Annotated in this window: 12 protein-coding genes; all 12 read right to left on the reverse strand. The window is 71.5% G+C overall.

Translation table 11 applies throughout. From position 1 onward, the window contains the following. Positions 1-3: 3 nt before the first annotated feature. The 12 genes from PJ985_RS15115 to PJ985_RS15170 all read right to left on the reverse strand — a co-directional run bounded on the left by PJ985_RS15115 (position 4) and on the right by PJ985_RS15170 (position 14,817). Positions 4-2,154 (reverse strand): primosomal protein N', encoded by a 2,151-nt coding sequence (locus PJ985_RS15115; protein ID WP_271684281.1) that lies wholly within the window; start codon positions 2,152-2,154, stop codon positions 4-6. A 60-nt stretch (positions 2,155-2,214) separates the two neighbouring features. After that, positions 2,215-3,423, reverse strand: a complete 1,209-nt coding sequence (gene metK, locus PJ985_RS15120) for a methionine adenosyltransferase (RefSeq protein ID WP_271684282.1) — start codon at positions 3,421-3,423, stop codon at positions 2,215-2,217. A gap of 106 nt (positions 3,424-3,529) precedes the next feature. Next, positions 3,530-4,768, reverse strand: a complete 1,239-nt coding sequence (gene coaBC, locus PJ985_RS15125) for a bifunctional phosphopantothenoylcysteine decarboxylase/phosphopantothenate--cysteine ligase CoaBC (protein WP_271684283.1) — start codon at positions 4,766-4,768, stop codon at positions 3,530-3,532. Positions 4,769-4,882: 114 nt separating this feature from the next. Beyond that, positions 4,883-5,158, reverse strand: coding sequence for a DNA-directed RNA polymerase subunit omega (gene rpoZ / locus PJ985_RS15130; protein ID WP_271684284.1), 276 nt, complete (start codon positions 5,156-5,158; stop codon positions 4,883-4,885). 41 nt (positions 5,159-5,199) lie between these two features. After that, on the reverse strand, positions 5,200-5,793 hold the full coding sequence (gene gmk, locus PJ985_RS15135) for a guanylate kinase (protein WP_271684285.1): 594 nt from the start codon (positions 5,791-5,793) through the stop codon (positions 5,200-5,202). A gap of 39 nt (positions 5,794-5,832) precedes the next feature. Continuing rightward, positions 5,833-6,156 (reverse strand): integration host factor, encoded by a 324-nt coding sequence (locus PJ985_RS15140; protein WP_271684286.1) that lies wholly within the window; start codon positions 6,154-6,156, stop codon positions 5,833-5,835. Positions 6,157-6,407: 251 nt separating this feature from the next. Continuing rightward, entirely contained in the window at positions 6,408-7,247 is an 840-nt protein-coding gene (gene pyrF / locus PJ985_RS15145; RefSeq protein ID WP_271684287.1) for an orotidine-5'-phosphate decarboxylase, read from the reverse strand. After that, the gene (locus PJ985_RS15150) at positions 7,244-8,365 is read right to left on the reverse strand and encodes a quinone-dependent dihydroorotate dehydrogenase (RefSeq protein WP_271684288.1); all 1,122 of its coding nucleotides are present in this window, start codon (positions 8,363-8,365) and stop codon (positions 7,244-7,246) included. The genes pyrF and PJ985_RS15150 overlap by 4 nt, the downstream gene beginning before the upstream one ends. A gap of 63 nt (positions 8,366-8,428) precedes the next feature. Further along, positions 8,429-11,740, reverse strand: coding sequence for a carbamoyl-phosphate synthase large subunit (carB, locus tag PJ985_RS15155; RefSeq protein WP_271684289.1), 3,312 nt, complete (start codon positions 11,738-11,740; stop codon positions 8,429-8,431). Then, positions 11,733-12,890 carry a glutamine-hydrolyzing carbamoyl-phosphate synthase small subunit gene (carA, locus tag PJ985_RS15160; protein ID WP_271684290.1) on the reverse strand — a complete coding sequence of 386 codons (1,158 nt, stop codon included), beginning with the start codon at positions 12,888-12,890 and terminating at the stop codon, positions 11,733-11,735. Before carA ends, carB begins: the two co-directional genes overlap by 8 nt. Next, positions 12,887-13,522, reverse strand: coding sequence for a PH-like domain-containing protein (locus tag PJ985_RS15165; protein ID WP_271684291.1), 636 nt, complete (start codon positions 13,520-13,522; stop codon positions 12,887-12,889). Before PJ985_RS15165 ends, carA begins: the two co-directional genes overlap by 4 nt. Continuing rightward, a complete protein-coding gene (locus PJ985_RS15170) occupies positions 13,519-14,817 on the reverse strand; it encodes a dihydroorotase (protein ID WP_271684292.1) in 1,299 nt (432 codons plus the stop codon). Before PJ985_RS15170 ends, PJ985_RS15165 begins: the two co-directional genes overlap by 4 nt. Position 14,818 lies beyond the last annotated feature (1 nt).

Genomic DNA, 14,818 nt, shown 5'->3' on the forward strand with positions numbered 1-14,818 from the left:
CCGTCAGCCGATGTCGGGCGGGTCGACACGGACCCGGGCGACGGCCGGGTCACGACGGGTCAGCCGGGCAGCCCGGGCGGTCCGCAGGGCGGCGGCGAGTGCCCCGCCGCTGCCCGGCGGCACCCGGACCAGGGCTCGTGCCCACTGTTCCCCGGGGGGCGGGCCGCCCGGCCGGCGCGGGCTGCCGGGCGGGCCGAGCGGCAGCGGCACCGGCCCCAGGACTTCGGCGTCCGGCGGCAGCTCCGCGGTCTGCAGGAGTGCGGTGACGGCCTCCGGCGAGCCGCTGACGGCCGCCATCCGGGAGACCGGAGGAAAGCCCAGGACGGCCCGCTCGGCAAGCTCCCGCCCGGCATGCCCGGCGGGGTCCCAGCGCACCAGAGCCTGGACCGGCCGCAGCGCCGGGTCGGCGAGGGCGACCACCGTGCCTCCCTCCCCGGCCGGCCGCACCAGGGCGGCTGCGTTCAGCCAGCGTCGCAGCGCCTCCTCCCCGGCCCGCAGGTCTGCCCGGCCGAGCAGTGCCCAGCCGTCCAGCAGCAGGGCGGCCGCGTACCCGGGGCCCTCCGCCACGGGTTCGGCGCCCGGAGTGCTCACGATGAGCGCAGGCCGGTCGGGTACCGACGTCAGGATGTGATCGCGGCCCGAGGTGCGCACCGGGACGGCGGGGAAGGCCCGTCCGAGCTCCTCCGCGGTGCGCTTGGCCCCGACCACCTGGGCCCGCAGCCGGCCGCTGCCGCACTCCTGGCAGTGCCAGTCGCCGGTCTCGCGGGCACACCAGCCGCACCGCAGCGCGGTGCCGCTGCCGGTCGCCTCGAGAGGCCCTCGGCAGTGCGGACAGCGGGCGGGCTCCCGGCAGCGTTCGCAGGCCAGCCGGGGAACATACCCCCGGCGCGGCACCTGGACGAGCACCGGGCCGAGCCGGAGCGCCTCGCGCAGGGTCTGCCAGGCCAGGGTGGGCAGGCGGGCGCTGCGCGCCGCCGCGTCCCGGGCCTCGTCGAAGGCATCCACCGTCCGGACCCTGGGGGCGGCGGTGCGCACCGTGACGCGCTCCGCGCTCAGCGGAGCCGCCCAGCGCGTCTCAACGAGCTGAGCCCCCTCCGCCGTGCAGGCGTGGCCTCCGAGCAGCAGGGCCGCACCCTCCTGAGCGGCGCGCAGGACGAGCACCTCGCGCGCGTGCGGTTGAGGGGCGTGGTCGTCGCTGTGCGCGGAGTCGCCGTCGTCCCAGAGCGCGACCAGTCCCAGGCTCCGGACCGGAGCGAACATCGCGGCCCGGGTACCGACGACGGCACGCACCGAGCCACGGCTGACGGCGAGCCAGCGGCGGTAGCGCGCCTCCGGGCCGGAGTCGGCGGTGAGCAGCACATGGTGGCCGGCTCCGATCAGGGCGGTGAGGGCGGCATCGACGCGGGCCGCTGCCCGGCCGTCGGGCAGCACGGCCAGGGCTCCCCGGCCGGTGGCCAGGGAGGTGGCCAGGGCGCGGGCCAGCTCCTCGGGCCAGCCGGGGCCGGGGAGAGCTGTCCACACGGCCCGCGGGGAGTCACCGCGGGCGAGGGCACGCAGATACCCGGGGCCCTGCGGGTACCGCTGCCAGCTGCCGGGTTCCGGGGCGGGGGGCGGAGCCTGGGGCGCGGGCGAGGGTTTTTGCTCGGCGCGGGCCATCCTGGGCGGCACGGCCAGCTGTACGACATCGGCCAGGGCGCCGGCGTAGCGATCGGCCACCGCGCGGCACAGCCGGGTCAGTCCGGGAGTGAGGACGGGTTCGGTGGACAGCACCTGCGCGATCGGGGCGAGCACTCCGGGGAAGTCGCTCGCCGCGGCGCGTTCGAGGACGAAGCCGTTGATGAGCCGTCCGCCTTCGCGGCGGCCGTTCCGCTCCCCCGCTCCGAAGCGGACCCGGACCCGGACACCCGGCTGGGCCTCGGCGTCCAGCGCGGCGGGCACCGCGTAGTCGAAGCACCGGTCGAGGTGCACCAGGCCCTTGTCCACCAGGACGCGGGCGACCGGGAGCCGCTCGGCCAGCGCGGCGCCACGCCAGGTGCGGGGCCGTGCGCGGGGCGGGCCGGCCGGACTCTCCTGCCGGATGAGTGCGAGCTGCTCCGCCCCCGGGCGGTCTGCCGCCGGGGGGTTCGGCCGGTGGCTGTCCTGCTCACTGCTCACCGGCCCAGTACACCAGACGGGCGGGGCGGTGCCGGGCCCCGGCACCGCCCCTTCGGCGCCCTACAGGCCTGCGGCTGCCCGGAGGGCGTCGACGCGGTCGGTGCGCTCCCAGGTGAAGTCGGGCAGGGTGCGCCCGAAGTGACCGTAGGCGGCGGTCTGTGCGTAGATGGGCCGCAGCAGGTCCAGGTCCCGGATGATGGCGGCCGGGCGCAGGTCGAAGACCTCGGTGATGGCCTTCTCGATGGTGGCGGTCTCGATCACGGCGGTACCGAAGGTCTCCACGAAGAGTCCGACGGGTTCGGCCTTGCCGATGGCGTAGGCGACCTGCACCTCGCAGCGTGAGGCCAGCCCTGCCGCCACGACGTTCTTGGCCACCCAGCGCATCGCGTAGGCAGCGGACCGGTCGACCTTGGAGGGGTCCTTGCCGGAGAAGGCGCCACCACCGTGCCGGGCCATCCCTCCGTAGGTGTCGATGATGATCTTCCGGCCGGTCAGCCCCGCGTCACCCATCGGACCGCCGATCTCGAACCGCCCGGTCGGGTTCACCAGCAGCCGGTAGTCACCGGTGTCGAGCTTGATCCCGTCCGCGACCAGGGCCGCCAGTTCCGGCTCCACCACGAACTCCCGGATGTCCGGGGCCAGCAGCGAGTCGAGATCGATGTCCGAAGCGTGCTGGCTGGAGACCACCACCGTGTCCAGCCGTACCGCCTTGTCGCCGTCGTACTCGATGGTGACCTGGGTCTTTCCGTCGGGACGCAGGTACGGGACCGTGCCGTTCTTCCGTACCTCCGACAGCCGCTGGGACAGCCGGTGCGCCAGCGTGATCGGCAAGGGCATCAGCTCGGGCGTCTCGTCGCAGGCGAACCCGAACATCAGCCCCTGGTCACCGGCGCCCTGGCGGTCCAGTTCGTCCTCGTCACCCTCCACGCGCAGCTCGTACGCGCTGTCCACACCCTGCGCGATGTCCGGGGACTGCGCGCCGATCGACACCTGCACCCCGCAGGAAGCGCCGTCGAAGCCCTTCTTGGAGGAGTCGTAACCGATCTCCAGGACCTTGTTCCGCACCAGCGTCGCGATGGGGGCGTACGCCTTGGTGGTGACCTCACCGGCCACGTGCACCAGGCCCGTGGTGATCAGGGTTTCCACCGCCACCCGGGAGGAGGGGTCCTCCCTGAGCAGGGCGTCGAGGATGGTGTCACTGATCTGATCAGCGATCTTGTCAGGGTGACCCTCGGTGACGGATTCGGAGGTGAAGAGGCGGCGGGACACATCGCTCCCTGGGGTTGCAGCGGCTGCTGACTGAGAATCTGACGGCCGTCCCGGCGGATCGGCCGGGCGGTCACGCGTCAGTGTATCGGTCTCCGGGTGCGGAGGGTCAGCCCCCGGCAGGCTGCTGATCTCCACGGCTTTCCAGAGTCCGGACAATGGTGTCCCACACCCGGTCGGCCAGCTCCTCCTTCGGCCCGTAGGGGACCCGGGTCTCCGCCCCGCCGGCCTCGAGGATGACGGCTTCGTTCCCGTCCGTTCCGAAGGCGAGTCCGTCACCGACCTCGTTCACGACCAGCAGATCGCAGCCCTTCCGGACCAGCTTGGCACGGCCGTTGGCCAAGACGTCGTCGGTCTCGGCTGCGAAGCCCGCCACCACCTGTCCGGGGGTGGCCCGCCGGACGGAGAGCTCGGCGAGGATATCGGGGTTGCGGACGAGCGCCACCGCCTCCGGGTCCACCCCCTCCCGTTTCTTGATCTTGCCCTGGGCGCGGCCGGCGGGCCGGAAGTCGGCCACCGCGGCGGCCATCACCACTGCATCGGCCCCGGCCGCGGCCTTGACCACCGCCTCCCGGAGCTCCTCCGCGGTGCCCACCCGGACCACCTCCGCTCCCGCAGGGTCCGGGAGTTCGGTGTTCGCCGCGACCAGGGTCACCCCGGCCCCACGCGCCAGTGCGGTGCGTGCCAGCGCGTAACCCTGCTTTCCGGAGGAGCGGTTGCCGAGGTAGCGCACGGGATCGAGCGGCTCCCGGGTGCCTCCGGCGCTGATCACGACGTGCCGGCCGGCCAGGTCCGGCTCCAGGGCGCGTGGCCCGCGGGCGAGCACCCGTCGGCAGGCGTCGAAGACCGCCCCGGGCTCGGGCAGGCGGCCCCGGCCGGTGTCCGCCCCGGTGAGCCTTCCCACCGCGGGTTCGATGACGAACGCCCCTCGGCGGCGCAGGGTGGCCACATTCTCCCGGGTGGCCGGGTGCTCCCACATCTCGGTGTGCATGGCGGGGGCGAAGATGACGGGACAGCGCGCCGTCAGCAGCGTGTTGGTCAACAGGTCGTCGGCCAGCCCGTGAGCAGCCCTGGCGAGCAGGTCGGCGGTGGCGGGCGCGACCACCACGAGGTCGGCCGCCTGCCCGATCCGGACATGCGGCACCTCGTGGACGGACTCCCACACCTCGCTGGACACCCGGTGGCCGGAGAGGGCCGCCCAGGTCGGCTCGCCCACGAAGCGCAGCGCGGATGCGGTGGGCACCACCTGCACGTCATGGCCGGACTCGGTGAAGCGGCGCAGGAGCTCGCACGCCTTGTAGGCGGCGATACCGCCGCAGACCCCGAGGACGACCCTGGGCTTGTTCATCGCTGGTCTCTCTCCCCGCACAGACGTGATGTCGCCCCCATCCTGCATCACCCGGCGGTGGACGCACCACGGGCCCGGCAGCCATGCTGCCGGGCCCGGGTGCGACGCGGTGGGTTACTTCTCCGTGGGGCCGTCGACGGCCTCGGAGGTGAGGAGACCGGCGTTGATCTCGCGGAGCGAGATCGACAGCGGCTTCTCATGAACGTGGGTGTCCACCAGCGGACCGACGTACTCGAGCAGACCCTCGCCGAGCTGCGAGTAGTACGCGTTGATCTGACGGGCCCGCTTGGCCGCGTAGATCACCAGGCTGTACTTCGAGTCGGTGGCCTCGAGCAGCTCATCAATCGGCGGGTTGATGATGCCCTCGGGCGTGGTGATGGGAGAGGACACGCTCTGCCTTCCGGAGGAGGGTGAAGAGAATTCAAGAAGGATCAGGAGATCCCCATCAAGGCTAGCAGCTCCGCGGAGACCTTCTCGACGGACGTGTTGACCAGGGTGGTGTCGAACTCCGATTCGGCGGCCAGCTCGGTCCGGGCCGCCTTCAGCCGGCGTTCGATGACCTCGGGCTTCTCGGTCCCGCGGCCGGTGAGCCGCCGTACCAGCTCATCCCAGCCGGGCGGGGCGAGGAAGACGAGCTGGGCATCGGGCATGGACTGCCGGACCAGCCGCGCTCCCTGGAGGTCGATCTCCAGAAGAACGGGCTCACCGGCCTCCAGCCGCTCCAGCACGGCCCGCCGGGGTGTGCCGTACCGGTTGCCGGCGAACTCCGCCCACTCCAGCAGTTCTCCATTGGCGACATGCTTGTCGAACTCCTCATCCTGGACGAAGTAGTACTGCACGCCGTGCCGTTCACCGGGACGCGGTTTTCGGGTGGTCGCGGAGACGGAGAGCCACACCTCGGGGTGGGCCTTGCGCAGATGCGCGACGACCGTGCTCTTGCCCACCCCGGAGGGGCCGGAGAGCACGGTCAGACGCGGACGACCGTCCGAGGTCGAGTGGGGCTTGCCCCGGGATGCAGCGCTCATGCGGGCGATTATCCCGGTTCCCCGCGGAGGGGCGAAATCTCAGGACGGACCGCCGCCGAACTCGCGCTCCAGAGCGGCGATCTGATTCGTGCCGAGCCCGCGGACACGGCGGCTCTCGGAGATCCCGAGCCGCTCCATGAGCTGCTTGGCCCGGACCTTGCCGACGCCCGGCATGGATTCCAGTAGGGCACTCACCTTCATCTTTCCGATGACATCGTTCTCCTGGCCCTGCTTGATGACCTCATGGAGCGATGCGCCGGAGTGCTTGAGCCGGTTCTTGACCTCGGCGCGCTCCCGGCGGGCCGCAGCGGCCTTCTCGAGCGCGGCAGCGCGCTGTTCAGGGGTAAGGGGCGGAAGAGCCACGCCGTTCACCTCAGGTATAGGACTGACGGATATGGACCGGGGTGGAACCTCGCCGCCCCGCTCCAGTGCGGGGCAACGAGCAACGTCCTCGGCGGACGCCTCCACACGGAGACTAGCGCCCGTTGCCGCTCCAGTCAGCGAGAATGGACGAGAAGTCCTGGTCAGCGTGGCTCGATCAGGGCTTATCGGGCATATTGGCGCCGATTTCGGGCCTTCGGCGTCCGCGGCGGGGGCGCCGTCGCGGCGGCGGCTCAGTTCAGGGCCTCCGCGAGCAGCTCCCGCTCCCGGTCCGCGGCGTCCCGCAGCGCGGTCGCCGAGGGGCCGTGACGGAGCACCCCGCGGCTCACGCTGGGCACCACCTGGTGCAACGCACCGCCGAAGAGACGCGGAAGATCGGTGACCGTGGCTCCCTGAGCCCCGATGCCGGGAGCGAGCAGCGGACCGTTGATCCGCAGATCCTCGCCGGTCTCTCCCAGAGTCGCGCCCACGACCGCACCGCAGGACCCCATGGGGGCGGCTGCGGCGTTCTCGGCCCGGAGATGGCCGAGCACCGTGCCGGCCACGGTGCGCCCATCGGCGCGGACCGCGAGCTGCACCTCGGCGCCCTCCGGATTGGAGGTCATGGCCAGCACGAAGACGCCGGAACCGCTCGCCCGTGCCGCCTCCAGCGCCGGCCGGAGGGAACCGAAGCCCAGGAAGGGACTCAGTGTCACCGCATCGCTGAAGAGCGGGGAGCCGGGATCGAGGTAGGTGGCCGCGTAGGCCGCCATGGTCGTACCGATGTCCCCGCGCTTGGCGTCCATCAGCACGAGGGCACCGGCCGCCCGGGCATCGGCGACCGTCCGTTCCAGGACCGCGGTTCCCCGGGACCCGAAGCGCTCGAAGAACGCGCTCTGCGGCTTGAGCACGGCGACCCGGTCGCCCAGCGCCTCCACGACCGTGCGACTGAACCGCTCCAGGCCGTCCAGATCGTCCCGGAGCCCCCAGCCGGTCAGCAGGGAGGCGTGCGGGTCGATGCCGACGCACAGCGGGCCCCGGGTGTCCATCGCCCGTCGCAGCCGGGAGCCGAAGGGCTCCGCAGCGGCGTTCACGTGTCCGTCCGGGTATCGGCGCCGACGGCGTCGGAGAGGGTCGCGTACGGACTGGCCGCCAGCCGCTCGGCCAGCCCGCGGTGCAGGGCCCGGGGCCAGCCGGGCCCTTCGTACACCAGGGCGGTGTAGCCCTGCACCAGGGAGGCACCGGCGAGGATCCGGCGCCAGGCGTCCTCGGCGGTCTCGATACCGCCCACGCCGATCAGGGTGAGACGGTCCCCCGCCCGCGTGTGGAGTCTGCGCAGGACCTGCAGGGACCGCTCCTTCAGCGGGGCACCGGACAGTCCGCCCGGACCGCAGGCCGCGACCGCTCCTGCCGGGGTGCGCAGCCGCTCCCGGGAGATGGTGGTGTTGGTCGCGATGATGCCTTCCAGACGGAGGTCGAGTGCGAGATCGGCGAGGGAGTCGACGTCCTCGTCGGCGAGGTCGGGAGCGATCTTGACCAGCAGCGGCACGCGCCGGCCCGTGGTCCGGTCGGCGGCCTCGCGGACGGCTCCGAGCAGCGGCCGCAGCCGGTCGGCCTCCTGGAGATCCCGCAGTCCCGGCGTGTTGGGCGAGGAGACGTTGACGACCAGGTAGTCGGCGTGCGCCGCCAGTCGTTCGGTGCTGGTGACGTAGTCGGCGACCGCCTCGGCCTCGGGCACGGCCTTGGTCTTGCCGATGTTGACGCCCACCACGGTGCCGGGCCGGAAAGGGCTGCGGACACCGGCCCGGCGCCGCGCCAGACGTGCCGCCACCGCGGCGGAGCCGTCGTTGTTGAAGCCCATCCGGTTGATGAGGGCCCGGTCCTGAGGGAGCCGGAACAGCCGCTGCCGATCGTTTCCGGGCTGTGGCCGTGCGGTGACGGTGCCGATCTCCACGAAGTCGAAGCCCAGCATCGCCAGACCGTCGATGCCGACGGCGTTCTTGTCGAAACCCGCGGCGAGGCCGAAGGGCCCGGGCAGGTCGAGACCGAAGGCCCGGGTGCGCAGGCTCGGGTACTCCGGCGCGGTCACGCGGCGGACCGCGGAGCGCAGGCCCGGAACGGCGGCCGAACCACGGATGGCGCGGAACGCCGCGTGGTGCGCCTGCTCGGGGTCCATCCGCTGGAGGACGGTACGGAAGAGGAGGGGGTACATGGGGCCCTTCGTGTGCTGCTGCGGGGGCGGGGGCGCCGGCCGGCGCCCCCGCCCCCGGACTGCCTACCGGGTGCGGGCCGCCGTCAGGTGTTCGGCGTGCTCCTGCAGGGAACGGACACCGACCTCGCCGCGGGCGAGCGCGTCGATGCCCTGGACTGCGGCGGCAAGCGCCTGGACCGTCGTCAGACAGGGCACCGAACGGGCCACGGCGGCGGTGCGGATGTCGTAGCCGTCGAGGCGGCCGCCGGTACCGTAGGGCGTGTTGACGATCAGGTCGACCTGTCCGTCGTGGATCAGCTGGACGATGGTCTTCTCCCCGCCCGGCCCCTCGCCCTCGCTCTGCTTGCGGACCACCGCCGCCTGGATGCCGTTGCGCCGGAGAACCTCCGCGGTGCCGGAGGTCGCCAGCAACTCGAAACCGTGTTCGATCAGGGCGCGGGCGGGGAAGATCATCGCCCGTTTGTCCCGGTTGGCGACCGAGACGAAGGCACGGCCCTTGGTGGGCAGCGCTCCGTAGGCCGCGGTCTGTGACTTCGCGTAGGCGGTGCCGAAGACGGAGTCGATGCCCATGACCTCGCCGGTGGAGCGCATCTCGGGCCCGAGCACGGTGTCCACGCCCCGGCCGTGCACGTCGCGGAAGCGGTTCCACGGCATGACGGCCTCCTTGACGGAAATCGGTGCGTCGAGCGGCAGGGTCCCGCCGTCACCCGACTTCGGCAGGAGCCCTTCGGCCCGCAGTTCCGCCACCGTGGCGCCCAGGGAGATCCGGGCGGCGGCCTTGGCGAGCGGAACCGCCGTGGCCTTGGAGGTGAAGGGGACCGTCCGGGAGGCCCGGGGGTTGGCCTCCAGGACGTACAGGATGTCCCCGGCCAGGGCGAACTGGATGTTGATCAGACCCCGGACGCCGACCCCGGCGGCAATGGCCTCGGTGGAGGTCCGCAGGCGCTTGATGTCGAAGCCGCCCAGGGTGATCGGGGGCAGCGCACAGGCGGAGTCGCCGGAATGGATACCGGCTTCCTCGATGTGCTCCATCACCCCGCCGAGGTAGAGCTCCCGGCCGTCGTAGAGCGCGTCGACGTCGATCTCGATGGCGTCGTCGAGGAAGCGGTCGATGAGAACCGGGTGATCGGAGACCAGGCCGGCATGGCGCTCGAGGTACTCGGCGAGGGAGGGCTCGTCGTAGACGATCTGCATGCCCCGGCCACCGAGGACATAACTGGGACGGACCATGACCGGGTACCCGATGCCGGCCGCGATCTTCTTGGCCTCCTCGAAGGAGAAGGCGGTGCCGTGCTTGGGTGCGGGCAGACCGGCCTCGCTCAGGACGCGGCCGAACTGTCCGCGCTCCTCGGCGAGGTTGATGGCCTCCGGAGAGGTCCCGGCGATGGGTACGCCGTTGTCCTTCAGCGCCTGGGCGAGCCCGAGCGGCGTCTGCCCGCCGAGCTGGACGATGACCCCCGCGACGGGACCCGCCTGCTGCTCGGCGTGGACGATCTCCAGGACGTCCTCGAGGGTGAGCGGCTCGAAGTAGAGCCGGTCGGAGGTGTCGTAGTCGGTGGAGACGGTTTCCGGGTTGCAGTTGACCATGATGGTCTCGTAGCCCGCGTCGTGCAGGGCGAAGGAGGCGTGCACACAGGAGTAGTCGAACTCGATGCCCTGGCCGATCCGGTTCGGCCCGGAGCCGAGGATGATCACTGCCGGCTTCTCCCGGGGGGTGACCTCGGACTCCTCGTCGTAGGAGGAGTAGCAGTACGGGGTGCGGGCGGCGAACTCGGCGGCGCAGGTGTCCACGGTCTTGTAGACCGGCCTGATCCCCAGCGCGTGCCTGACCTCGCGGACCACATCCTCGCGCAGGCCCCGGATCTCGCCGATCTGGGAGTCGGAGAAGCCGTGCCGCTTGGCATTCGCCAACAGGCCGGGAGTGAGCTTCTCGGCTGCTGCCATCTCAGTGGCGATCTCGTGGATGAGGAAGAGCTGGTCGGTGAACCAGGGGTCGATCCCGGTGGCGGCCACCACCTCCTCCGCCGTGGCACCGGCCCGGATGGCTTCCATGACGGTGTTGAGCCGGCCGTCGGTGGGCGTCCTCGCCAGGTTGAGCAGGGCTTCCTTGTCCCCCGGGTCACCGGTGAAGCGGAATTGGGACCCCTTTTTCTCCAGGGAGCGCAGCGCCTTGTTGAGCGCCTCGGCGAAGTTGCGGCCGAACGCCATCGCCTCGCCGACCGACTTCATGGTGGTGGTCAGGGTGGAGTCCGCGGCCGGGAACTTCTCGAACGCGAAGCGGGGCACCTTCACCACGACGTAGTCCAGCACCGGCTCGAAGGAGGCGGGCGTCTGCTGGGTGATGTCGTTGGGGATCTCATCGAGGGTGTAGCCGATGGCCAGCTTGGCTGCGATCTTGGCGATCGGGAAGCCGGTGGCCTTGGAGGCGAGCGCCGAGGAGCGGGAGACCCGCGGGTTCATCTCGATGACGATCACCCGCCCGTCCTCCGGGTTGACCGCGAACTGGATGTTGCAGCCACCGGTGTCGACCCCGACCTCACGGATGACGGCGATGCTGATGTCCCGCAGCCGCTGGTACTCCCGGTCGGTGAGCGTCATGGCCGGGGCGACCGTGATGGAGTCGCCGGTGTGCACGCCCATCGGGTCGAGGTTCTCGATGGAGCAGACGACCACCACGTTGTCGTGCTTGTCGCGCATGAGCTCCAGCTCGTACTCCTTCCAGCCGAGGATCGACTCCTCCAGGAGCACCTCGGTGGTCGGGGAGAGCGTCAGCCCCTGGCCGGCGATGCGGCGCAGCTCCTCCTCGTCGTGGGCGAAGCCCGAGCCGGCGCCGCCCATCGTGAAGGAGGGCCGTACGACGACGGGGTAGCCGCCGAGCTCCTCCACTCCGGCGAGAATCTCCTCCATCGAGTGGCAGATGACGGAGCGGGCGGACTCACCGTGACCGATGGCGGTCTTGACTGCCCGCACCACGTCCTTGAACCGGTCGCGGTCCTCAGCCTTGTGGATCGCCTCGACCCGCGCACCGATCAGCTCCACCCGGTACCGCTCCAGCGTGCCGGACTCGTGCAGGGCGATGGCGGCGTTCAGCGCGGTCTGTCCGCCCAGGGTGGGCAGCAGGGCGTCCGGACGTTCCTTGGCGATGATCTTCTCGACGAATTCCGGGGTGATCGGCTCCACATAGGTGGCGTCGGCGATCTCGGGATCAGTCATGATCGTCGCCGGGTTGGAGTTGACCAGGATGACGCGGAGCCCTTCGGCCTTCAGGACCCGGCATGCCTGAGTACCGGAGTAGTCGAACTCGGCGGCCTGACCGATGACGATCGGGCCCGAGCCGATGACCAGGACGGACTGGATATCGGTGCGTTTAGGCACGCTGGGCCTCCATGAGCGTGACGAAGCGGTCGAAGAGGTAGGCGGCATCGTGCGGACCTGCCGCCGCTTCGGGGTGGTACTGCACGCTGAACGCCGGCCGGTCGAGGAGCTCCAGCCCTTCGACCACGTTGTCGTTGAGACAGACGTGGGACACCCGGGCCCGGCCGTACTCGGTCTCGGAGTCGCGGTCGACAGGCGCGTCGACGGCGAAACCGTGATTGTGGGCGGTGATCTCGACCTTACCGGTGGTGCGGTCCTGCACCGGCAGGTTGATACCGCGGTGGCCGTACGTGAGCTTGAACGTGCCGAAGCCCAGCGCCCGTCCGAGGATCTGGTTGCCGAAACAGATCCCGAAGAGCGGGGTTCCGCTTTCCAGGACGCTCCGCATCAGCGCGACGGGATGGTCGGCGGTGGCGGGGTCGCCCGGACCGTTGGAGAAGAAGACCCCGTCCGGACCGACGGCGCGGATGTCGTCCGGTGAGGCGGTGGCGGGCAGCACATGGACCTCTATGCCGCGCTCGGCCATCCGGTGCGGGGTCATGCCCTTGATACCGAGGTCGACCGCGGCCACGGTGAAGCGCCTCTCCCCTCGCGCGGGAACGATGTACGTCTCCGCGGTGGACACCTCCTCGGCCAGGCTCGCGCCCTTCATCTGCGGGGCGGCCCGGACCCTGGCGAGCAGCGACGCCCGGTCGCTGCCGGAGTCCTCGTCGAGGGCGGGGCCCGAGAAGATCCCGACCCGCATCGCTCCACGTTCCCGCAGGTGACGGGTGAGCGCCCGGGTGTCGATACCGCTGATGCCGACGACTCCCTGAGTGGTGAGCTCCTCATCGAGGGTCCGGACCGAGCGCCAGCTGGAGGGCACCCGCGCGGGGTCGCGGACGACGTACCCGGAGACCCAGATGCGGGAGGATTCCGGGTCCTCGTCGTTGACGCCCGTGTTCCCGATGTGGGGGGCGGTCATGACGACGACCTGCCGGTGGTAGGAGGGGTCGGTGAGGGTCTCCTGGTAGCCGGTCATGCCGGTGGAGAACACGGCTTCCCCGAAGGTTTCCCCCACGGCGCCGTAGGCGCGGCCGCGGAAGGTGCGGCCGTCCTCCAGCACGAGCAGGGCGGGAGCCTGGCCGGCTCCCCCGTTGGCAGTCGTCATCGTGCGCCTTCCTGAAGGTGCGTGGCGGCGGCAGCGGCGTCGGTGCCGTTCGAGATGTCGGTGTCCGCGGTGCCGGCACCGGCGGTGTCGTTGAGCACCCGCACCCACGCGGCGTGCTCCGCCGTGCGGTCGGACCGGAAACCGGAGTCGAGCAGCCGGTCCCCGTGCTGCCAGGTGATCACCAGCAGGCCGCCCTCGGTGACGACCTTGCCCGCGATGCCCTTGTCGAGCCGGGCACCACGCAGCCGGCCGGCCGGGATGAAGAAGTCGGCCGCTCCCGGACGCAGGACCTGGACGCCCTGCCCGGTGAGGCTGAGCTCGGCCCTGCTGCGGGTGCCGAGCCCGTGGACGACGATCCGGTCCAGCCACGCTCCGGCGGTGGTGGAGCCGTGGTAACGGCCGGTCATGCGCAGCCGGGGTTCGCCCGGAGCGGCAGGAGCAGCAGGGAGTTCCGGCAGGCCCTTCTGCAGGGCACCCCGGCGCTGCCATCCCTTGCGCATCAGCCAGTACAGCAGGGCGATGAACAGCAGGGTGGCGAGGGTCCAGGCAATCCGGGCGCCCCAGTCGGTCACCTCCTGCGACTTCCGCTCGATCGTCCCGTCGGCCAGGAGGCCGGTCAGTACCGTCTTCATGTCAGCTTCCCGTCCGCGACCGTCGCCCGACCCCGCAGGAAGGTGTGCGTCACGCGTCCCGGCAGCTCACGGCCCTGGTAGGGGGTGTTGCGGCTGCGGGAGGCGAATCCCGCGGGGTTCACCGCTCCACGGTATGACGGATCGAGGAGAGTGAGGTTGGCGGGCTCCCCCACCGCTACCGGGCGCCCGTGCCCCGGCAGCCGGCCGATGGCCGCCGGGCGGAACGACATCCGGTCGGCCACACCGGCCCAGTCCAGCATCCCGGTGTCGACCATGGTGTGCTGCACGACGGACAGCGCCGTCTCCAGACCCAGCATCCCCATGGCAGCGGCGCCCCACTCGCAGTCCTTGTCCTCGTGCGGGTGAGGGGCGTGGTCGGTGGCCACGCAGTCGATGGTGCCGTCGGCGAGGGCTTCACGCAGGGCCAGGACGTCGGCCTCGGTGCGCAGCGGCGGGTTCACCTTGTAGACGGGGTCGTAGGACCGCACCAGTTCGTCGGTGAGCAGCAGGTGGTGGGGGGTGACCTCGGCGGTGACGTTCCAGCCCTTGGCCTTGGCCCAGCGCACGATGTCGACCGATCCCGCGGTGGACAGGTGGCAGATGTGCACCCGTGACCCGACGTGGGCCGCCAGCAGGACGTCACGGGCGATGATCGACTCCTCCGCGACGGCCGGCCAGCCGCCGAGACCGAGTTCCGCGGAGACGACGCCCTCGTTCATCTGGGCGCCCTCGGTCAGGCGTGGTTCCTGGGCGTGCTGCGCGATCACCCCGTCGAACGCCTTCACGTACTCCAGCGCACGGCGCATGATCACGGCGTCGTCGACGCACTTGCCGTCGTCGGAGAAGACCCGGACGCCGGCCGCGGAGTCGTGCATCGCACCCAGTTCCGCGAGCTGCTTGCCCTCCAGCCCGACGGTGACGGCGCCGACCGGCTGCACATCGCAGTAGCCGGACTGCCGGCCGAGGCGCCACACCTGTTCCACCACCCCGGCCGTGTCGGCCACCGGAAAAGTGTTGGCCATGGCGTGCACGGCGGTGAAGCCACCGGCTGCCGCCGCGCGGGTTCCGGTGAGAACGGTCTCGGAGTCCTCGCGTCCGGGCTCGCGGAGGTGGGTGTGCAGGTCCACGAGGCCCGGCAGCAGGATGAGGCCCTCCGCCTCGACGACGTGGGCGCCGGGGGCGCTCAGCCCCGGGCCGGCAGCGGCGACGGTGCCGTTCTCGATCAGGACGTCCTGCGGTTCGCCGCCGAGCACCCGCGTGCCGCGGAGCAGGGTCCTGCCGGTGGTTTCGCTCATG

Origin of the sequence: Streptomyces sp. ACA25 (assembly GCF_028200735.1) — a bacterium.
In the GTDB taxonomy this organism is placed as follows: domain Bacteria; phylum Actinomycetota; class Actinomycetes; order Streptomycetales; family Streptomycetaceae; genus Streptomyces.